Below are 20,351 nucleotides of genomic sequence, written 5' to 3'. Positions count from 1 at the left end.
ATTAATAACAAAATAAGATTTTTGCCTTTAACTGAACGATTTTTTCTAAATAGTTCGCACTGTAGCTAGGCGGTGAGAGAAGATATCTTGGGGAGCATACATAAGTATGTGACCCAAGTAGCTGAACGAAACCAACAACGCGACAGTGCGAAATATGACGAAAAAATAAAAAAAAGCCGGTAAAAACCGGCTCGGTGATAAACACCATTACTCTAAATGGGGGAGTCGGCCTGCAACATGCAAACCAAACGAGCTACTTACTGCCTTCTATTATCGTGAGATTTTAGGAAATTAAAATTGATGTATTTTTTGCCGGAGTTCCTCTTTTATGTCTAATTCGCGATTACAAACCCAGTTCATTCGTCTCTGGCAACACTTTCAGGGCCAAGACAGTGAAACAACTCTGCAAGATATCGCTGATACGCTGTTTTGCTCTCGCCGTCATGTTCGGACGCTACTTAATAATATGCAGTCACAAGGTTGGCTCAGTTGGCAGGCTGAGTCTGGTCGAGGAAAACGCTCGGCCCTTATTTTTCATGTTAATGGCTTAGAGCTACAACAGGCACAGGCTGAACAACTACTCAAAGAAGAAAGTATTGAAAAACTTGTCGCCCTAGTGGGTGATAAGGAAACCATTCGCCAAATGGTATTGTCTGAACTGGAACGCAGCTATCGACAAGGTAAGAATTTACTACGGATTATTTATTATCGAGATTTCCCGACACTTCTTCCTGGTGCCCCCATGCGCCGCTCAGAAATTCACTTGATGAGTCAAATATTTAATGGCCTTACCCATATAAATGAGGAAAAAGGGGAAGTGGAAGATGGCCTTGCCCACCATTGGCAACCCATAAGTGATACCCAATGGCGTTTCTATTTACGCCCTGCTATTTATTTCCACCATGGGAGAGAAATGGTTGCCGACGATATTATCTATTCCCTTTTACGCTTAAAAACCTGTTGGCCGCTATTTTCACATATACAATCCGTCAGCTCACCGCAACCTTATGTTATTGATATCACGTTAAGTGAGCCTGATAAACAGCTACCTTGGTTATTAGGCAGTCATCATGCGGCTATTTTACCGAAAGAGTGGGAGAGCCTCGAAAACTTTAGCCGTTGCCCTATCGGCACTGGCCCCTATCAAGTAGAAAAAAACTTGCCACAAAAGCTGACTATCACGGCTTTCGACCGCTATTTTGGCTATCGTGCACTGCTAGATGAAGTGACCATTTGGGTGGTTCCTGAACTTTCAGAACAAATGGTTTGTACGACATTAAAAATGGATGGTGACAAGCACCATAATGATTCACTTGAAAGCCGCATGGAAGAAGGCTGTTATTTCCTCTTAATGGATCAGCGCTCACCGGTTGCTCAACGTGAAGATGTCCGTAAATGGTTATGTAGCTTTTTAACACCTGTCAACCTACTTGCCCATTGTGAACCGTTTTATCAGCGCCATTGGGCGCCAGCTTATGGCTTATTACTCCATTGGCATCATAGTAAAATGCTAACCTTGTTCCCTAAGCCTGAAGATTTGACTGAGCTGACTGTTACTTTTTATCGCAACCACCATGAGTTCTATGCGATTAGCCAAATTATGAAACGCGTGTTACAGACACAAGGCGTGGAGCTCAAGATTAATATCATTGATTATGATGATTGGTTTAATGGCAATGGGCAAAGTGATATTTGGTTAGCAACAGCTAACTTTTTTAAACCTCTTGAATTTTCTATCTTTGCTACCTTGTACGAAATGCCATTACTGCGCGAATGCCTTAATAACACTCTCCGCGATGAACTTAATCTATGGCGTAATAACCAATTAGATGTAGAAGCCTGGTGTGAAAGCTTAATTGACTCGCAAATTTTCCACCCTATTTTTCATCATTGGCTTGAACTACAAGGCCAAAAAACCATGCGCGGCGTACGGATGAATACCTTTGGCTGGTTTGATTTTAAATCTGCATGGTTTAAACCCTCTGAGGATAACCTAGCAAAATAATGATAGTTATAAACAGATAAAATGAATAATAAGGATGTTATTCACTTTTTCTGTGGATATCCATGTGAACAACCTCATGGTAATCAGGGTATATCCCCAAGCCACTTTTTTATCAAAAAAAAGAATAGTCAAATAATCATTGATAAATCAAATAAGTAAATAACAAAAAAGCGTTTTATCCACTGGCTATTTTTCTAGCTAAAATACTTAAGACTTTAACTGAGCAAAGATCAAACAACGTTGTATTTATCCACAAGATATGTGCTCAACTTACTCATATTTTGTGATATTCGTCATAAAAACCGTTTAGTCAAGGCTGTAAATACACACAGTAATCTCTATTTTTCACAGTTATCCAGAAATCCTGTGGATAACCTAGTGCATGATCCTGTGATTATCTTGGGATGAACTTGAATAACCTCTGTTATAATTTATGACCTGGATGAATAAATAACATTATATCCCTATATATCAAATAGTTAAAAACATCAAAGAAAAAGTGTTATACTTCTTCAGTTCTATGTATTTTCACTGGCTACTTTTTATACATTAATATTCAAACCATGATGCCATTTATTGCGCCACCGCCACCTGATAACGAAGCAACCTTAATGGGTCGAGCGCAAGCCCTTGCTGGCTATACGCTTGGTGAGCTCGCCCAACATGCTGCTATCCCTATCCCTCCTGACCTCAAACGAGATAAAGGCTGGGTTGGTATGCTATTGGAATATTATTTAGGTGCGAGTGCGGGAAGCAAGGCAGAGCAAGATTTCGCTCATATTGGGATTGAATTAAAAACCATTCCTATTGACCGTTATGGTGCTCCACTCGAAACGACCTTTGTTTCTGTAGCACCATTAACGGGGAATAGTGGCTTAACATGGGAAAATAGCCATGTTCGCCGCAAACTATCCCGCATTTTATGGTTTCCTATCGAAGGGGAAAGGCAAATTCCACTCTCACAACGCAGAGTCGCAAACCCGTTAATCTGGAGCCCATCTCCCTTTGAAGAACAGTTACTAAGACAAGATTGGGAAGAGCTAATGGACCTCATTGTATTAGGCAAAGTGGAAAGTATCACTGCACGCCATGGGCAGGTATTACAGATCCGCCCTAAGGCCGCAAACAATAAGGCACTAACGGAAGCGATTGGTGAGTTCGGTCAACCGATTATGACACTACCTCGTGGCTTTTATCTCAAAAAAGATTTTACCGCGCCCCTATTAGCGCGGCATTTTAATCTAAGTTAGTCGCTAACCATCGCCTGTACCAAAGCAGACGATAAATTATTATCACTGTTTAATTTGTTAATTAGAAGGTACTAAGATGTTTGAATGGATACTGGACCCCAATGCTTGGATGGCACTCGCCACACTAACCATATTAGAAATTGTCCTAGGCATCGATAATATTATTTTCCTCAGTATTGTGGTGAGCAAGCTTCCAAGCCACCAGCAAAATAGTGCCAGACGGACAGGCCTTATTGCGGCAATGGTGATGCGCCTTGCGTTATTGGCTTCGATTGCTTGGTTATCACGCCTTACCACGCCGCTTTTCACTGTCGCAGACCATGTTGTATCCGCTCGCGATCTCATATTATGCGCAGGTGGGATCTTCCTTATTTGGAAAGCAAGCCAAGAAATTTTTGATACGATTGAAGGGGAAAGTGAAAATAATCTAGCAAATAAAAAAGTGAGCTCATTTTGGGGCGCTATCGTGCAAATTGCTTTATTAGACATTATCTTCAGTTTAGATTCCGTGATCACCGCAGTGGGGCTATCAGACCACTTATTTATCATGATGGCAGCGGTAGTCATCGCTGTACTCATTATGATGCTTGCGGCCAAACCCATTGGCGACTTTGTTGAGCGCTACCCCTCCGTAAAAATCTTAGCCTTATCGTTTTTGATTCTAGTTGGTTTCACTTTACTACTTGAAAGTGTTCAAGTTCACGTATCAAAAGGCTATATCTACTTTGCGATGTTCTTTTCCATGGCAGTACAAGTCCTTAATATCTTGCGCAGCAAAAAATGGAAAACCAGAAATCAAACTAATTAAGATGGTGACCTAACCGCCTGTTTAGCCGCTAAAATAGCCCCCTCTACCGCTTTTTTTGCTTGCGGGCTATTTTTCCAGCAACTTGAACCTGTCAATGCAGCACCAGAAATTAAAATTTCATCGTAAGATGCTTCACTCAGTTGTGCGAGTGAGCTAAAACCCATTTGTTCTAAGCGGCTAATCACCATGGGACCGACACCTTTAACGGCCAGCAAAATCTGCTTTTCTGATTCGGAAAATGCCATTTTACTCTTCTCTTTGTTAATGAATTGATGTTTATTACGCTAATATTTTGCATTTTACCTATTTAATACTTTAAAATTGTAACTATAACAATGCCAGTTTTAATAATTATTAACTGACCTATCTTATCACCCAATCTGTACCAGCTCTGTGTTAGGAATTCACCATGTATAACGTTCCACTAACCAACCTGAATCAACACACGATGAAATTACCTGATAGCCGTCTATTTTGCTGGTTCGAATCAGGCCCTAAAACAGGTTTTCCTGTTATTTTTTGTACTGGAGCGGGAATGAGTGGTTCATTAGGGTTTGGTTTGGATTTACTCGAAAAACTAAATATTCGTTTAATTGTTCCTGAACGCGCGGGTCTTGGTGAGTCAACATTTCACCCTGAAAAATCATTGAAAAGCTTTGCTATGGATGTTCAAGCCCTACTAGATGAACAATCTATTACTCAATTTTCAGTTGTCGGTTTTTCTCAAGGCGCCGTTTTTGCGATGGCCGTCGCCCACTATTGCCAACCTATTTCACTGTCTATCGTGTCAGGGCAAGACCAATTTGAATACCCTGCAACTCGTGCGGTACTCAGTGCTGATGTTGTGAACATGCAAGAACAAGCCCTTAACACCCCTAAAGCGCTGTCTGATTGGTTATTAAAAAATGTCACTGGCGAGTGGTTATTAGCATTTATTCTTAATTGCAGCGCAGAAATAGACCAGCAACTCTATAATGAAGAACATTTCCTTGAGGCATATAGCCATTGCATGCGACGTGCTTTCGCCCAAGGCAACCAAGGTTATGTTCAAGACTTATTAATTGCATTACAGAAATGGGAATTCACCCCTGAAACGACCCGCGTGCCAGTCTCTTTATGGTATGGCGAACTCGATATGAGCACAGTTCATTCCCCTGATTTTGGCAAAATATTAGCCAGCCGTTTTCCCAATTGCCAACATCATTTATTAAGTGATGAGGGAGGCTCCCTACTTTGGACACAAGCAGAAGCTATTTTAGCCGATATTCAGCAGCACGCTACATAAGCAAAAACCGCGATGAGTTATTCATCGCGGCTATTATTTACATCCTAGATTCACATAAGTGAATTAACGGTACACAATCCCGCCATCAGTCAAAATAGATTGACCAGTAATATAGTCAGAATCATCGCTCGCTAAGAATGCAACCAAACCAGCCACATCATCTGGCGTTTGCGCACGACCTAATGCGATGCCTTCGACATATTTTTTATAGGTTTCACCTTTTGGCGTACCGGTGATTTCAGAGAAGCGCTCATCAATCTCTACCCACATATCTGTTCCAACAATACCTGGGCAATAAGCATTCACAGTTATACCTGAACTTGCATACTCTTTTGCAGCCGCTTGAGTCAATGCACGTACCGCAAATTTTGTAGCGGAGTAAACTCCTAACATCGCAAAACCATCATGTCCTGCAATAGAGGAGGCGTTGATGATTTTTCCTTTTTGTTTACGTTCTTGGAATTTTTCACTGGCGGCTTGAATTCCCCACATGGTTCCATCTACGTTGATTTTGAAGATTAAATCCATATCTTCTTGGCGAACATCAGCGATTGGCTTAACTTGTGCAATCCCTGCGTTATTAATCATTACATCAAAACCACCTAACTCAGCTTCTGCATGAGCCACCGCAGCAAAAACTTGGTCACGTTGACTGATATCTGCGGCAAATGTTGTTACTTTACGGCCTAAAGCTTCAATTTCTTTGGCAACATCTTGAAGCTTGTCTTTTTTCAAATCTACCAGTGCGATATCAGCCCCTTCTTTCGCTAAACGTAATGCGATACCACGGCCAATCCCTTGAGCTGCACCAGTAACTAAAATAACTTTATTATTTAACGCCATACTTATCTCCTACTGAGTAATAGCCAAATTGACTAGTTCACCTTTAATATTAAGTTAGCAACAATAACAATAAGTTACAAAGCAATGATTTTACTCTAACATTTAATATTTATAAAAAATATTACACTATTAACATGGTGAATATATTTTTTTTACCGTAGAAAAAAGCATATATACGTAAATTACAAGATTATTGTTAATAAAAATCATTCTCAACTCAATAAACAAAAAGTGCGATTCCTTCATTTTCAGTATAAATAATAATCACATAGATAAATTGTGGATATAAAAAAGCCACCAATCGGTGGCTTCTTGATACAGTAAAATATAAATAACTTATTTTTTAGCAGCTTGGATATACAGCATTTCTAATGCAATAGACGCTGCGGCGAGTGCCGTGATTTCAGATTGGTCATAAGCCGGAGCCACTTCGACTAAATCCATACCCACGATGTTTAAAGACTGTATTCCACGCAATAATTTCAATGCACGATCTGACGTTAAACCACCAATAACAGGGGTTCCTGTCCCCGGCGCAAACGCTGGATCAAGGCAGTCAATATCGAAAGTCAAGTAAACAGGTAGGTCGCCAACAATCTCTTTGATTTGCGCAACCATATCATCCACACTACGATCATTCACCTGACCTGCATCCAATACAGTAAAGCCATTGTCGCTGTCATGTTCGGTACGAATACCAATTTGTACTGAATGATTTGGGTCGATCAGACCTTCTTTTGGTGCATGATAGAACATGGTTCCGTGGTCAAATTTGCTACCATTGCCATAGGTGTCCGTGTGTGCATCGAAATGAACTAAGGCCATTTTACCAAAGTGTTTCGCATGAGCTCGCAGCAATGGCAGTGTAACGAAATGGTCACCACCAAAGGTCAAGCAACGTTTACCTGATTCAAGTAGTTTTTCAGTGTGTGCTTGCAGCTTGTCACTCATATCTTGTGCATCACCAAAAGCAAATACCACATCACCACAGTCAACAACATTCAAACGGTCTGTTAACTTGAAATTCCAAGGCCAGCGGTGGCTTTCCCATGCAAGATTTGTGGAAACTTGGCGAATTGCGGCTGGCCCATGACGACTACCTGCACGACCTGAAGTTGCCATATCGAAGGGTACACCGGTGATCACCCACTCTGCATCTGAACTATAAGGCTGAAAATTCAGCGGGAAACGTAAGAAACCAAATGCGTTAGAAACCAGTGAATTATCAACTTGATTGCCTAAAGTACTATTAATCATTTCTGTTCCTCAAAATAGGCCTGCCCGTTAGCAAGCCCTTTTAATATTCGATTCGAATCGTTCTACCTAAATCAACTTCGCACAGTATAAATAATAAACAAATCATGTTATTTGCACAAAGTTATTATCTGTTCACTATCTTAATGCTCTATGAAACATATAGCGCCCTATGACGCATTTATGCGCTAAATAGTTCATGTTGTGGCTAGGCGGCAAAATGAGCCAATCCCTAGGAGCATACACAAGTATGTGCCCCAAATAGCCGAGCGTTGCTACACCACCACTTGAAACATAACGAACATTGAATGCATTAGCCTCATATATTAATGCGCTAAATAGTTCGTGCTGTCGCTAGGCGGCAAAATGAGCCAATCCCTAGGAGCATACACAAGTATGTGGCTAGGGTTGGCAAATGCAGCCAACAACGCGACGGTGCGAAATATAACGCGCATTGAGCATTTACTCGTCTTCTAAATAAGTATACCCATATAGGCCATTTTCAAATTCTTCTACAAAATCTTTTTGCAGTTGCTCACTCAAGCCTGTCCCTTTTACTTGCTCTGTGAAGCTTTCTAATAGGACTTCTGGGACTAATTTGACGTATTGCAGCATATCTGCGACAGAATCGCCCTCTTCACTTTGCAAGTAACGCAGATTACCTTGGCTATCAACCCAGACATCTATTGCTGCGGTATCACCAAACAGATTATGCATATTACCTAAAATTTCTTGGTATGCCCCAATCATAAAGAAACCTATCATTGGTGGGTTTTCTGGGTCATATGCAGGCATTGGCATTGTGGTTTCAACGCCATCACCATCAACGTAATGGTCAATAATACCGTCTGAGTCACAGGTGATATCTAACAGTACTGCACGACGGTCTAATGGTTTATCTAACCCTTCAATCGGTAATACTGGGAACACTTGATCAATTCCCCAAGAGTCTGGTAGCGATTGGAATAAGGAAAAATTCACATAAAACTTATCAGCCATGCGCTCTTGGAGTTCGTCGATTATCGGACGATGAGCACGATTGCTTGGATCTAAATCCTGTTGAATGCGGCGGCAAATATTTAGGTATAACTCTTCTGCCCATGCACGTTGGGTCAAATCTAACACACCATGAGCATATTGAGTGTGCGCTTCTTGTAAGTCGAACTGGCTATCATGCAACCATTCGCGTAATGAACGGCTATTACCTTGGTGCTGCATTGACTCCCACGTTTCCCATAAGGAAATTAATGAACGTGGCGCATCTTCATGAGGCGGTGTTGTTTTGGTAAATTCATTACGTTCAACCCCAATCACATTGGACACTAACACCGTATGGTGCGCTGTCAACGCACGGCCTGATTCCGTAATTACCGTTGGATGTGGTAAATCAAACTCTTCACACGCATCCCCAATCGCCCAAATGACATTGTTGGCATATTCATTTAAGCCATAGTTGACTGAGCAATCGGATTGAGAGCGAGTACCTTCATAGTCAACACCTAGGCCACCACCCACATCAAAGCACTGAATGTTGACTCCTAGGCGATGCAATTCAACATAAAAACGGGCTGATTCACGGACACCGGTTGCGATATCACGAATATTAGCCATCTGGGAGCCTAAATGGAAATGAAGCAACTGCAGGCTATCTAGGCGATTGGCATTGCGTAAAATTTCCACTAATTGCAGTACTTGAGTTGCAGCCAAACCAAATTTAGATTTTTCACCGCCACTTGCCTGCCATTTACCTGAGCCTTGGGAAGCCAAACGGGCACGAACCCCTAAGCGTGGCGTGACATTTAAGCTTTCCGCTTCTGCCAATACCATCTCAATCTCAGACATTTTTTCGATAACAAGGTAAACCTTGTGACCCAATTTTTCCCCAATTAATGCTAATCGGATATATTCACGGTCTTTATATCCATTACAGACGATAACGGTTTGTGTTTTACCTGCGTTCGCTAAAACGGCCATTAATTCAGCTTTTGAACCCGCTTCAAGCCCTAACGGTTCCCCAGAATTAACCAGTGATTCAATGACTCGGCGTTGCTGGTTAACTTTTATTGGATAAACCAGGAAATAATCGCCTTTATAGCCATAGGACTCACGTGCACGTCTAAATGCTGCATTTATTGAACGTAAACGGTGCTGCAAGATTTGCGGGAAACAAAACAATGCAGGCAAGCGTAAATGCTCCTGCTCTTCTTTAACCTGATTAACGAGGTCAGCTAAATCAACAAAGGTATCAGGGTTCTCAGGGTTCGGGCAAACACAGACATTTCCGCGCTCATTCACCTGATAGTAACCACCACCCCAATACGCGATGTTGTACGTCTGACGCATTTTGCGAGCGATATTATCATTCATAATAAACTCCTTTTATGGAGGGGTGAGTGACGCGTTCTCCTTCCTGATGTATGTCAGTGAAGACATAACACTGCAAGGCAGTTATGTCGGGGAAACGGCAATACTCAGATTTTAATAAAAAGTGCTTAGAACTTCTAAACAGTGACAATATACGACCTTAAGCTGACAGATTAATGACTCAGCCTCGAAGGTGTATTAAAGATGTGACGGTAACTTCGTGATGAAGTAAAGAATGACAGGAAAGTAAATGCCAAAGTCACGCGGCGATCCGCATATGACGGTTGGATACTGTTATTCAGTAGATTATGGATCATTACCCATTAACCCCCAATATAACTGTTTACCCCTTTAAAATTTCAATGTGGTAGCACTATTTTGGCAGTTTGACCTGTTGATTTAAGCTATATCACCTTATTTTTTATTGAAATTCAAAAGTTTATAAACATTCCTGATAGATAGCAGAAGTTTTATATTATTCTGCTGGTATATAACGGGAAATAACAACCATCCGTTACGGTCGCAGTTTATACATCTATTGCGCTCAAAAAGCAAAACCAAAATGACTAAATTGCGATAAAACTTTACCAATGGTTGTTTTATGTCTCTATTCGTTTTTTATATAAATACAGGTAGAAATTTTTACTGTATGGGACTAAAATAGCCGTCTAGATGTTAAAACATCCAATTATAAATTTGCGAATTCTTAAGGTATTAATCTCATGGCTACACATCTCTTTACTTCTGAGTCTGTATCAGAAGGGCATCCAGATAAAATTGCTGATCAAATCTCTGACGCAGTACTTGATGCTATTCTGGAACAAGACCCGAAAGCTCGCGTTGCCTGCGAAACCTACGTCAAAACAGGTATGGTAATGGTCGGGGGAGAAATCACCACCAGTGCTTGGGTTGATATTGAAGAAATCACGCGCAAAACTGTTCGCGAAATTGGCTACACCAGTTCCGAAATGGGCTTCGATGCCAATTCATGTGCCGTTTTAAGTGCGATTGGTAAACAGTCGCCCGATATCAATCAAGGTGTTGATCGTGTTGACCCATCAGAACAAGGTGCTGGTGACCAAGGCCTAATGTTTGGTTATGCAACCAACGAAACTGATGTATTAATGCCTGCTCCTATTACTTATGCACACCGCTTAGTTCAACGCCAAGCAGATGTCCGTAAAAATGGCACATTGCCATGGTTACGCCCAGATGCAAAAAGTCAGGTTACTTTCCAATACGACAATAATAAAATTGTCGGTATTGACGCTGTTGTTTTATCGACTCAGCATTCTGAAGATATTCAACAAAAAGACCTGCATGAAGCCGTGATGGAAGAAATCATCAAGCCAGTCCTACCGGCAGAATGGTTATCAAAAGATACAAAATACTTTATTAACCCAACAGGTCGCTTTGTCATCGGTGGTCCTATGGGTGACTGCGGTTTAACAGGCCGTAAAATCATTGTAGATACCTACGGCGGTATGGCTCGCCATGGTGGTGGGGCATTCTCTGGTAAAGACCCGTCAAAAGTTGACCGTTCAGCAGCCTATGCAGCACGTTACGTGGCAAAAAACATTGTCGCCGCGGGCCTTGCTGACCGTTGTGAAATCCAAGTTTCTTACGCTATCGGCGTGGCAGAACCGACATCGATTATGGTAGAAACCTTTGGAACAGGTAAAGTTGATGAGTCATTATTGATTCAATTAGTTCGTGAATTCTTTGATTTACGCCCTTATGGCTTAATCAAAATGCTTGATTTATTACACCCGATTTACCAACAAACTGCTTCATATGGCCATTTTGGTCGTTCTCAGTTCCCTTGGGAAAAAACTGACAAAGCTGAAGCATTGCGTGCCGCTGCAGGCCTGTAATCTCTTTAGTCAATAAGTCACATACAAAAACCCATCAAATGATGGGTTTTTTATTGCTCACAATGAGCGATTAATTTTTTTGCGTAAACTGGAAGATAGCCATCCCCGCAACCATTGCTAATGTAAATATTATCCCTTGTGTCAATCCCATTCCTGTTAACAATAATGCAGGTCCTGGGCAGATCCCTGCTAACCCCCACCCCACACCAAATAACACACTTCCGGTGACTAGTTTTTTATCTATCGTTTGATTGGTAGGAATTTGCAATGGGCAATTAAGTACACTAACAGAGCGTTTTTTAACCCCTAAGAAAGCAATACCACTGATTACCATTCCAACTGCCATCGTAATTAATAAAGAAGGATCCCACGTTCCCGTAATATCTAAAAATGCCAAAATTTTTGCTGGATTTCCCATCCCGGCAATGACCAATCCTAAACCAAACAGTATCCCTGAAATTAATGCGATAAGAATAGGCATTGCTTTATCTCCCTATCCCATAATGGTTGGCTAATGCGACTGTCGCAAAAGCAACAATCATAAAGACTAATACTGCAACAATTGAACGACGGGATAACCTTGCCATGCCGCAGATCCCATGACCGCTAGTACAGCCACTTCCCAGTCGTGAGCCAAAACCGACAAATAACCCAGCTAATACTAAAATAGGTGTGCTGGTCGCAATGTTAACTTCTGGTGTATACGCCAACCAAGTAAACAACGTTGGGGCGCTCATCAAACCAATAATAAATGCCAATTTCCATGCAGTATCCCCCTTAGTTGGTTTCAATAAACCGCCTAAAATACCGCTGATACCTGCTATACGACCGTTGAATACTAATAAAATTGCTGCGGCTAAGCCAATCAGCACACCGCCAATCGCGGCAGAAAGTGGCGTAAAATTAGCCCAATCTATTGTCATTTCATTTCTCCTTCACAGGGCAATAAAGCTGATATAACGTATTGAGCAACGTAAATAATTTTTCATCTGCTATCGCATAGTAAATGCGCTTTCCTTCTCGACGCGTCATCACTAAGCCTTCATTACGCAATACTGTTAATTGTTGAGAGAGTGTCGGTTGTAATATTCCTAACTGCTCTTCTAACTCGCTAACGCAGGCTTCACCCTGTGTTAATTGGCATAATAAAATTAAGCGATCTGGATTCCCTAGTGTTTTCAATAATGAAGCCGTTTCTGATGCGGCCTGCTTCATCGCTAACAGTTGCTGTTCAGAGGTATTATTGGGCATATGTTATTTCTAATTAATATTATATAAAAATACAATATATGTTTTTATATAATTACTGTCAATTATTGCTTGTTTATGTCCATTACCTTCACGTATCCTTTACCCCATGAAAACAATCCGTGTTCCACTCTTTTTACAGCAACAAGTCATGCGCACATTGCGAGAAAAACTCGCACTTGCAGAACACAAACTCGAACAATCATTTTCAGAGCCAACGGTTAATTACAAACAACGGGGGACAACTGCGGGTAGTGCTTACTTAAAAGAATGGGAAATTCGCCTTAACCCCAGTTTACTTATCGAAAATACAGAGCAATTTATTGATGAGGTTGTGCCTCATGAATTAGCGCATTTGTTGGTTTTTCATGTATTTGGCCGCAAAGGTATCGCACCTCATGGCAAAGAATGGAAATGGATGATGCAACACGTACTGGAAGTCACGGCGAAACGTACACATAACTTTGTGGTTACAACAGTAAAAAGTAAAACATTTCTCTACCGTTGTGCCTGTGAAGTGTCCCATGAATTAACCATACGCCGCCACAACAAAGTACTACGTGGTGAAAACCAATATTTATGTCGAAAATGTGGAGAAGTATTGAAACAAGAAGGGATTTCTGTCGCTGCGGCAGAAAATTAGACTTTCTGCCGCATCAAGTTTGAGGTGTGCGCTTAAGCAAACTCCGTCATCACTAATTTTGCGATTTCAAAGTAGATAATTAAGCCTGTACCATCAATGAAAGTTGCAATGAACGGGGCAGAAACAACTGCTGGGTCCACTTTCATTTTCTTCAATACCATTGGAATAATTGAAGAAACAATCGCACTCCACATTGTAATGGCAACGATGGTTAAGCTAACCACAATAGTCACTTCGTGGCCAACACCTAAAATCCATGCACGAATTAATGCCGCACCACCGATGGTCACCGCCACTAAAAATGAGGTAGAAACCTCTTTCTTCAGTACGGTACCAAGGTTACGTAAACTCACCTCGCCCAATGCCATTGCACGGACTAATGTTGATGTAATTTGTGTTCCACTATTACCGCCTGTACCAATCAACAGCGGAATGAAAAATGCTAACGAAATTGCGGCTTCGAGCTGTTCTTCAAATGCTTTTAATACAGTACCTGTATACGCTTCGGCCACAAATAGCATCAACAACCAAACGACACGTTTACGCCATAAAGTTACAGGGCTTGTCGTTAAGTAGGGCTCATCTAATGGGGTAGTAGCGCCTTGTAGCTGCGCATCGAGTGTATTCTCATCTTCAATCAGTTCGGCGATATCTTGCGGACGCAAAACACCCATTAATTTGCCAAATTGCACCACAGGTATCATATCTAAACCGCTATGATTAATCAGATCATAAACATCATGACGTGATTGTTCTGGGGCAACAGAAAAATAATTGTGTCGCATGATATCAGACACTAATAAATTTTCAGGTGAAGCTAATAATGATTTAACTGAAAGAATGCCATTTAAATAATTGTCATTGTCGACAACAAATAAATAGGTTGGGATTTGCTCGCCATCAAGGTGTTCAATAAGATTTTTTTTCACGCAAGCTATTGAGTCTGCGACAGATACTGGCAAATATGATTGACTCATATAAGCGCTGACTGTTGCATCATCAACTTTTGCTGGCTGTGTGTTATTGTCTTTGAGGCGTGCGCCTTTCATTGCGGATTGAGCAATAGCAACTGCTCCCGCTTTGTTCTGGGTAGTGAATGTCATTTTTTTAGTCCCTATTACTGTTGGTTACTCAAACAGTACTCACATAGGGGCGAAACCAGATGAGAGAATGCGAAAGCTATCTCTTCGTCTCGGTTTTAGCACTATACAACGTATCCTGACTTAGCAGGAAGTTACATGGGGATATACCTTCGGTCGATATATCCTGTCCTAATCTTGGGCGTCTCTCGACGTCGTCAGATCAGTAACCTATGTTTGTATAGGAGCCTCGCCTAACGAGATACTGCACTTTGGATGCGGCGCGAATTATACCCATTGGTGAATTAATTGCCACCCTATATCTACGTTTTTTTACGCATGGAAAACTTATTGTTTAGGTTCTGTTTAAGTTTATATTAAATATATCTTTATAAAGTAACAAAATGTAACTAATAATAAGAATGAATATTAGAATTGAAGTAAATATATTTATTTACTTATCAATAACCAACCCTTTGAGAAATCAAAGTATCATTTGTAATATTATTTAGTAAACCTTACCGATAATTAATCAAAACTTAATTCACTATTTACCGTACAATACAAAAAAAACAATATAAAGGAGTAAGCCCAATTTAATATAATTAAAACGCTTTATTAGAGTACAAGTAATCACTAATATCAGTCATTAGTTGGTTTTTTATATTAAAAATAAGCCAACAAACAAATAATGAAGTAAGAAAATACACTTAAGGCATTATTTAATTCGAAATTATCATTAAAAAGCATTCTTTTAAATTGTTAATATTTAATTGCAGATATCAATTTAGTATTAAATATTACAAGAATTATCTTAGAATATTTTTTATTTTATATAACAGTGAAAGTTTTATTATGGATAAAGTAATTGTTGGAATGTTAACGAAACTAACATTTCGCGTAAACGATGAAATCAAAATTGCTGCCATTTCTGCTTTAGGTGATTTCAAAGCAACGATTGAATATAATGATGCCATCATACGAATCATAGACTTATGTCAGGATCCAAACAAAGAGGTTGCTGTATCAGCGATTAATACATTAAGTAAATTATCTATTTATTTTTTACATAGCTCACTACCGAAACATTAATTGCACTCTCATTTTGAGTATTGTAAATAATTACTATGATTTATTTTAAATAATACTGTCCCATTAATACTCTAATGAGACAGTTTGCACATGTTATATAATTTTACGCTATTTCAGTGTCACCCTGTAATTGGCAACTACAAGCTAAAACATAGCCCTCAGCTATTTCTGCTTCAGTTAATGTCATTGTGCTTGTTGTTGTGTATTTACCTGATAACACTTTTGTTTTACAGCTTCCACAAACCCCTGCTCGGCAAGCTGCAATAACGGGCTGTTTATTTTGCTCCAGTGCAGATAATAAAGAAGTACCTACTGGGACTTTAAAGTCGACCAATCGTTGACGGATTTTTAATATAAGAATATCTTCACTATCAACAACCTCTGGTTCAGTTGAAAAACGCTCCATAAAGAAATGTTCAGCAGGGACGCCTAAATTAGCAGCAAATTGCTGTGCATTTTTCATGTAAGGCACAGGCCCACACGTCATCACAATTCGTGAATCAATATCGGGTACTAACGCTTTCAATTTCTCTTCAGTTAAACGTCCTTGTGCAATATCGCCATTATCTGGTGTTTCTGCCATAACACACAATTGCAACCGTTCTGGATATAAGCGGACGAGTTTTTGCCATTCCTCGGCAAAAATAACTTGTTTATCATCGCGAACATTGAATAGTACTTTTACATGGGAGCTCGGGCGGTTCACCATCAGCCAACGTGTCATTGACATAATTGGTGTCACACCACATCCAGCAGCTAACATCAAATACTCAGTGTTTTTTAGATTAGCGCAGGTGAATTCCCCTTGCGCTTCAGAAAGCCAAAGATAGTCGCCTTCTTTAACCGAACGTGTTAACCAATTTGACCCTTCACCATCGTCTAACCGCCTGACAGTAATGGAAATAAAACGACTTTGCCCCGGTGATGATGAAAGAGTATAAGCACGCATGACATCATCACTATTTTTAATGCTGACCAAAGCATATTGACCAGGTGAATATGTATAAAAATCATGATTGATAAGGTTGATTGTCCAGACATCTGATGTTTCTTGAATAATAGAATGAACTTGCATTCTATTTGGACATAAACTGCTTGGCATGGTCATCGCGCTACTCCTTTAAAGGGGGTCGCAGCCCCCATCTTTCACATCGTTTTTAAGCTTTCTCTATCGGTTTATTGATCATGCAGGTAAAATTTCTGCCAGATCTTGCTCAACTGTCGTAATACTACGCATACCAAACTTCTCATTTAGCACATTTAATAAGTTTTCAGTTAAGAAACCAGGTGCTGTTGGGCCGGTGTAAATATTTTTCACACCCAACGCTAATAATGTTAAAAGGATGACAATCGCTTTTTGCTCAAACCAAGACAGAATCAGACTCAATGGCAAGTCATTAATACCACAACCAAGTTTCTCTGATAGATTCACCGCAAGCATAATGGCAGAATATGCATCGTTACATTGGCCCACATCCAGTAAGCGTGGTAGCCCTTCTAATGTGCCAAAATCTAATTTATTAAAACGATACTTACCACATGCGAGTGTAAGGATTAAGCAATCTTCAGGTACACTACGGGCAAAATCCGTATAATAGCTACGTTCGCCACGGCTACCATCACAACCACCAACAAGGAATACGTGACGTAGTTTTTTCTGTGAAACTAAATCGATCACCGCGTCTGCCGCACCTAACAGTGTTTGACGACCGAAACCAACCGTAATTTTGTGCTCGATTTCAGTATACGGGAAACCGGCAAGTGACTGAGCTTGAGCAATCATTGCAGAAAAATCATCACCCACTAAATGTTTTGCACCCGGCCAACCCACAATACTACGCGTCCAGATACGGTCTTTATAATCCCCAACATCAGGGTCAATAATACAGTTAGAGGTCATCAAGATAGACCCAGGGAATTTTGCAAATTCCACTTGCTGATTTTGCCAACCGCTACCATAGTTACCGACTAAATGAGGGTATTTTTTCAGTTCTGGGTAACCATGTGCTGGCAGCATTTCGCCGTGGGTATAAACATTGATACCCGTACCTTCAGTTTGTTCTAACAACATTTTTAAGTCTTTCAGGTCATGACCTGAAATTAAAATACATTTCCCTGCGACTGGACGAACGTTGACTTCCGTTGGAGTTGGGTGACCAAATTCGCTCGTTTCACCTGCATCCAAAATTTCCATGATCTTGAAATTCATCAGACCAATTGCCATGGCATTATCAAGCAGTTCATTCATATCCGATGGCAATGTTCCCAGCCAAGCCATAATTTCATGATATTGGCCATAAACCTCATTATCATACTGACCTAAAACATGGGCGTGTTCCATATAGGCTGCCGCCCCTTTTAAGCCATATAGGCATAACATACGTAAACCGTGAATGTCTTCGCCGACTTCAGCTTTATCAATATCTAATGAAAATTGAGCCGCTTGTGCCTGTAAGGTTGGAATGTCAGTACCATTTAATTGCAAACTAATTAATGGATGATTGAAAGCCACTACACTATTCACGGATTGGCAATGTTTTATTAATTTATCACGTAAATAAATAGCTTCACGGGCGTAACCGATAATACGCTCTGAATCAAAATTGACGTTGGTTAAAGTAGAGAAAAATGCGCGCGGAGCAAAACTATCAATATCATGGTCAATAATACCCAGTGAGCGGGCAGTGACTGCACTTGCAGATAAGCTTTGCAATACAGCAACTAATAAATCTTGTAGGTCAGAAGTTTCTGCTGTTTTACCGCACATACCCTGCGCGTATGCACAGCCATTACCAGCTGGAGTTCTAATTGTTTGTTCACATTGCACACAGTACATGTTGTTCGCCTCTTAAAGTTGCATTTCAAATACAACATTAAGACTACGCTCTTTATTAGAATAAAAAAGTGGAATTATTCATTATCTAATGGTTTATTGATCTATATTAATATTCATTGCAAATGAGAACTATTCACAGTAATGAAAGTATGCTATTCGTACTGTTGGTTTTGTTTTCACTTTTCTTGCTTAAATGCACTATTTTGCATTTTATTTATATCCTGATAACGCTCTTACGATAACTCTTGTTATACTTACCTATAAGTGTTTGTTATTCCATCGTATAAAGAGAATCCAATAAAGATGAGCCAGGTAAATTCAGCTAGTAAATCTATGATAAAAACCCGATTGCGGATTTTTAAACGGCTAAAGGAATCAGATAAAACACCTGTAAAAATCTTACTACTTGCGGCACTCATTGGTGCGGCGGTCGGTCTTATCGGTTCACTATTTGAATTAGGAACAACTTGGATTAGCAACTATCGCGTGCAATCGGTGAGTGAATGGGTTGCCCCAAAATGGCTGATGGTTGTTGGGATGTTTTTTATCTCGGCACTTCTTGCCATGTTAGGCTATTACCTTGTTAAACGGTTCTCTCCTGAATCTGGTGGGTCTGGGATCCCAGAAATTGAAGGTGCATTACAGGATTTACGCCCCGTAAGATGGTGGAGAGTCATCCCAGTTAAGTTTATTGGTGGATTAGGAACATTGGGCTCAGGTATGGTATTAGGCCGTGAAGGACCAACCGTGCAACTTGGTGCGAACCTTAGCCAAATGTTTTATGATTTATTTCGTTTAAAAGATAATGAGTCACGCCACACCTTGCTTGCCTCTGGTGCGGCGGCAGGTTTATCTACAGCATTTAATGCCCCTTTAGCTGGCATCTTGTTTATTATTGAAGAAATGCGTCCGCAATTTAAATACAGTTTAATTTCAATTAAAGCGGTATTTATCGGTGTTGTTACCTCCACCATTGTCTATCGGCTAATCAATGGAGAAGCTATTGTATTAAATATCGGCCAATTTTCTTCTGCACCTATGAATACTTTATGGCTTTATTTAATTTTAGGATTAATGTTTGGTGTTATCGGTATCTGTTTTAATGGTTTTTTATTGTACCTACAAAGTAAATTTTTAGCATTTTACCAAAATAAAATTTCTCGCTTTGTATTGATGGGCGGGTTAATTGGTGGTGCTTGTGGTGCAATTGGCGTTTACCTGCCTGAAATTGTAGGTGGTGGATATTCCGTGATCCACCAGATGGTAGCAGGCCAATTTACCATCACTTTGTTATTCATATTCTTTGCTTTGCGGTTTTTAACTTCGACGATTAGCTTTAGCTCTGGGGCTCCAGGTGGTATTTTCTCTCCTTTACTCGCCCTTGGGACATTATTTGGTGGTGTTTTCGGCTACGCCGCCCTCGAAATATTCCCTAATTACCAAATTGAAGTGGGGACTTTCGCTATTGCAGGCATGGGAGCTTTATTTGCCGCAACCGTCAGAGCCCCATTAACTGGGATAGTCTTAGTTTTAGAAATGACAAATAACTACCAGTTAATCTTACCGATGATTATTACCTGCATTGGCGCCACAATGATGGCTCAATTTTTAGGTGGCAAACCGCTATATTCTGTATTGCTGGAAAAAACTTTAGCCCGTAGCGAAAAAGAAACCGCTCCGCCTGTCACTGACAAAACTTAAATAGTCGAAGTAAAAAGAGTTGCCGACAGCGGCAACTCAGACTGCTGACAAACATATTATGTTTGGCGG

Annotated in this window: 18 protein-coding genes and 1 riboswitch; of the genes, 8 read left to right on the top strand and 10 right to left on the bottom strand. The window is 40.4% G+C overall.

Features of this window, described 5'->3' with window-relative positions; all coding sequences use genetic code 11:
* Positions 1-328 precede the first annotated feature (328 nt).
* The 3 genes from sgrR to PSE83_RS09240 all read left to right on the top strand — a co-directional run bounded on the left by sgrR (position 329) and on the right by PSE83_RS09240 (position 4,063).
* Positions 329-2,005 carry an HTH-type transcriptional regulator SgrR gene (sgrR, locus tag PSE83_RS09250; RefSeq protein ID WP_153673180.1) on the top strand — a complete coding sequence of 559 codons (1,677 nt, stop codon included), beginning with the start codon at positions 329-331 and terminating at the stop codon, positions 2,003-2,005.
* 566 nt (positions 2,006-2,571) lie between these two features.
* Positions 2,572-3,255, top strand: a complete 684-nt coding sequence (gene mutH, locus PSE83_RS09245; protein WP_036958529.1) for a DNA mismatch repair endonuclease MutH — start codon at positions 2,572-2,574, stop codon at positions 3,253-3,255.
* A 76-nt stretch (positions 3,256-3,331) separates the two neighbouring features.
* Positions 3,332-4,063 (top strand): TerC family protein, encoded by a 732-nt coding sequence (locus PSE83_RS09240; RefSeq protein WP_004262066.1) that lies wholly within the window; start codon positions 3,332-3,334, stop codon positions 4,061-4,063.
* Here the strand turns inward: PSE83_RS09240 and PSE83_RS09235 are convergent.
* Positions 4,060-4,308: a hypothetical protein gene (locus tag PSE83_RS09235; RefSeq protein ID WP_004262067.1), complete on the bottom strand. Its 249-nt coding sequence runs from the start codon at positions 4,306-4,308 to the stop codon at positions 4,060-4,062. The two genes, PSE83_RS09240 and PSE83_RS09235, sit on opposite strands and share 4 nt — an antisense overlap.
* A gap of 164 nt (positions 4,309-4,472) precedes the next feature.
* On the opposite strand from PSE83_RS09235, the gene PSE83_RS09230 reads away from it, so the two are divergent.
* Positions 4,473-5,348, top strand: a complete 876-nt coding sequence (locus tag PSE83_RS09230) for an alpha/beta fold hydrolase (protein ID WP_004262070.1) — start codon at positions 4,473-4,475, stop codon at positions 5,346-5,348.
* 63 nt (positions 5,349-5,411) lie between these two features.
* On the opposite strand, the gene PSE83_RS09225 is transcribed toward PSE83_RS09230, so the two are convergent.
* The 3 genes from PSE83_RS09225 to speA form a co-directional block, all read right to left on the bottom strand.
* Positions 5,412-6,191 (bottom strand): acetoin reductase, encoded by a 780-nt coding sequence (locus PSE83_RS09225; protein WP_004262072.1) that lies wholly within the window; start codon positions 6,189-6,191, stop codon positions 5,412-5,414.
* A gap of 336 nt (positions 6,192-6,527) precedes the next feature.
* On the bottom strand, positions 6,528-7,448 hold the full coding sequence (gene speB, locus PSE83_RS09220) for an agmatinase (protein ID WP_094961355.1): 921 nt from the start codon (positions 7,446-7,448) through the stop codon (positions 6,528-6,530).
* A 459-nt stretch (positions 7,449-7,907) separates the two neighbouring features.
* Positions 7,908-9,812, bottom strand: a complete 1,905-nt coding sequence (speA, locus tag PSE83_RS09215; protein WP_004262076.1) for a biosynthetic arginine decarboxylase — start codon at positions 9,810-9,812, stop codon at positions 7,908-7,910.
* A gap of 719 nt (positions 9,813-10,531) precedes the next feature.
* On the opposite strand from speA, the gene metK reads away from it, so the two are divergent.
* Complete coding sequence (metK, locus tag PSE83_RS09210; protein ID WP_004262078.1) at positions 10,532-11,683, top strand: methionine adenosyltransferase; 1,152 nt, start codon at positions 10,532-10,534, stop codon at positions 11,681-11,683.
* Between the two features lie 70 nt (positions 11,684-11,753).
* On the opposite strand, the gene PSE83_RS09205 is transcribed toward metK, so the two are convergent.
* Genes PSE83_RS09205 through PSE83_RS09195 form a run of 3 tightly spaced genes read right to left on the bottom strand, consistent with a single transcriptional unit; the run spans position 11,754 to position 12,934 of the window.
* Positions 11,754-12,164 (bottom strand): DUF6691 family protein, encoded by a 411-nt coding sequence (locus tag PSE83_RS09205; protein ID WP_004262080.1) that lies wholly within the window; start codon positions 12,162-12,164, stop codon positions 11,754-11,756.
* Between the two features lie 4 nt (positions 12,165-12,168).
* Positions 12,169-12,606 carry a YeeE/YedE family protein gene (locus PSE83_RS09200; RefSeq protein ID WP_004262082.1) on the bottom strand — a complete coding sequence of 146 codons (438 nt, stop codon included), beginning with the start codon at positions 12,604-12,606 and terminating at the stop codon, positions 12,169-12,171.
* Position 12,607: 1 nt separating this feature from the next.
* Positions 12,608-12,934: an ArsR/SmtB family transcription factor gene (locus PSE83_RS09195; protein WP_004262083.1), complete on the bottom strand. Its 327-nt coding sequence runs from the start codon at positions 12,932-12,934 to the stop codon at positions 12,608-12,610.
* A 106-nt stretch (positions 12,935-13,040) separates the two neighbouring features.
* On the opposite strand from PSE83_RS09195, the gene PSE83_RS09190 reads away from it, so the two are divergent.
* A complete protein-coding gene (locus PSE83_RS09190; RefSeq protein ID WP_096863314.1) occupies positions 13,041-13,574 on the top strand; it encodes a SprT family zinc-dependent metalloprotease in 534 nt (177 codons plus the stop codon).
* 32 nt (positions 13,575-13,606) lie between these two features.
* On the opposite strand, the gene PSE83_RS09185 is transcribed toward PSE83_RS09190, so the two are convergent.
* On the bottom strand, positions 13,607-14,677 hold the full coding sequence (locus PSE83_RS09185) for a magnesium transporter (protein ID WP_004262087.1): 1,071 nt from the start codon (positions 14,675-14,677) through the stop codon (positions 13,607-13,609).
* A 73-nt stretch (positions 14,678-14,750) separates the two neighbouring features.
* A riboswitch (M-box (ykoK) riboswitch) is annotated at positions 14,751-14,922 on the bottom strand.
* Between the two features lie 586 nt (positions 14,923-15,508).
* Between PSE83_RS09185 and PSE83_RS09180 the strand changes: the two genes are divergently transcribed.
* Entirely contained in the window at positions 15,509-15,745 is a 237-nt protein-coding gene (locus PSE83_RS09180; RefSeq protein WP_004262089.1) for a HEAT repeat domain-containing protein, read from the top strand.
* A 103-nt stretch (positions 15,746-15,848) separates the two neighbouring features.
* Here PSE83_RS09180 and hcr read toward each other — a convergent pair whose 3' ends face one another.
* On the bottom strand, positions 15,849-16,853 hold the full coding sequence (gene hcr / locus PSE83_RS09175; protein WP_096863196.1) for an NADH oxidoreductase: 1,005 nt from the start codon (positions 16,851-16,853) through the stop codon (positions 15,849-15,851).
* A 75-nt stretch (positions 16,854-16,928) separates the two neighbouring features.
* Positions 16,929-18,581 carry a hydroxylamine reductase gene (gene hcp / locus PSE83_RS09170; protein WP_004262094.1) on the bottom strand — a complete coding sequence of 551 codons (1,653 nt, stop codon included), beginning with the start codon at positions 18,579-18,581 and terminating at the stop codon, positions 16,929-16,931.
* 303 nt (positions 18,582-18,884) lie between these two features.
* Between hcp and clcA the strand changes: the two genes are divergently transcribed.
* The gene (clcA, locus tag PSE83_RS09165) at positions 18,885-20,282 is read left to right on the top strand and encodes a H(+)/Cl(-) exchange transporter ClcA (protein WP_004262096.1); all 1,398 of its coding nucleotides are present in this window, start codon (positions 18,885-18,887) and stop codon (positions 20,280-20,282) included.
* Positions 20,283-20,351: the final 69 nt, after the last annotated feature.

The organism is Providencia sp. PROV150 (genome assembly GCF_028481025.1).
GTDB lineage: Bacteria > Pseudomonadota > Gammaproteobacteria > Enterobacterales > Enterobacteriaceae > Providencia > Providencia hangzhouensis.
Note: the sequence above shows the minus strand (reverse complement) of the source record. Positions and strands in the feature narration are given on the sequence as shown.

Coding starts and splice junctions, on each gene's coding strand:
- sgrR (WP_153673180.1), top strand. CDS start 329: ATGTCTAATTCGCGATTACAAACCCAGTTCATTCGTCTCTGGCAACAC.
- PSE83_RS09230 (WP_004262070.1), top strand. CDS start 4,473: ATGTATAACGTTCCACTAACCAACCTGAATCAACACACGATGAAATTA.
- PSE83_RS09205 (WP_004262080.1), bottom strand. CDS start 12,164: ATGCCTATTCTTATCGCATTAATTTCAGGGATACTGTTTGGTTTAGGA.
- PSE83_RS09180 (WP_004262089.1), top strand. CDS start 15,509: ATGGATAAAGTAATTGTTGGAATGTTAACGAAACTAACATTTCGCGTA.
- PSE83_RS09235 (WP_004262067.1), bottom strand. CDS start 4,308: ATGGCATTTTCCGAATCAGAAAAGCAGATTTTGCTGGCCGTTAAAGGT.
- mutH (WP_036958529.1), top strand. CDS start 2,572: ATGCCATTTATTGCGCCACCGCCACCTGATAACGAAGCAACCTTAATG.
- speB (WP_094961355.1), bottom strand. CDS start 7,448: ATGATTAATAGTACTTTAGGCAATCAAGTTGATAATTCACTGGTTTCT.
- speA (WP_004262076.1), bottom strand. CDS start 9,812: ATGAATGATAATATCGCTCGCAAAATGCGTCAGACGTACAACATCGCG.
- metK (WP_004262078.1), top strand. CDS start 10,532: ATGGCTACACATCTCTTTACTTCTGAGTCTGTATCAGAAGGGCATCCA.
- clcA (WP_004262096.1), top strand. CDS start 18,885: ATGAGCCAGGTAAATTCAGCTAGTAAATCTATGATAAAAACCCGATTG.
- PSE83_RS09225 (WP_004262072.1), bottom strand. CDS start 6,191: ATGGCGTTAAATAATAAAGTTATTTTAGTTACTGGTGCAGCTCAAGGG.
- PSE83_RS09185 (WP_004262087.1), bottom strand. CDS start 14,677: ATGACATTCACTACCCAGAACAAAGCGGGAGCAGTTGCTATTGCTCAA.
- PSE83_RS09240 (WP_004262066.1), top strand. CDS start 3,332: ATGTTTGAATGGATACTGGACCCCAATGCTTGGATGGCACTCGCCACA.
- PSE83_RS09200 (WP_004262082.1), bottom strand. CDS start 12,606: ATGACAATAGATTGGGCTAATTTTACGCCACTTTCTGCCGCGATTGGC.
- hcp (WP_004262094.1), bottom strand. CDS start 18,581: ATGTACTGTGTGCAATGTGAACAAACAATTAGAACTCCAGCTGGTAAT.
- PSE83_RS09195 (WP_004262083.1), bottom strand. CDS start 12,934: ATGCCCAATAATACCTCTGAACAGCAACTGTTAGCGATGAAGCAGGCC.
- hcr (WP_096863196.1), bottom strand. CDS start 16,853: ATGACCATGCCAAGCAGTTTATGTCCAAATAGAATGCAAGTTCATTCT.
- PSE83_RS09190 (WP_096863314.1), top strand. CDS start 13,041: ATGAAAACAATCCGTGTTCCACTCTTTTTACAGCAACAAGTCATGCGC.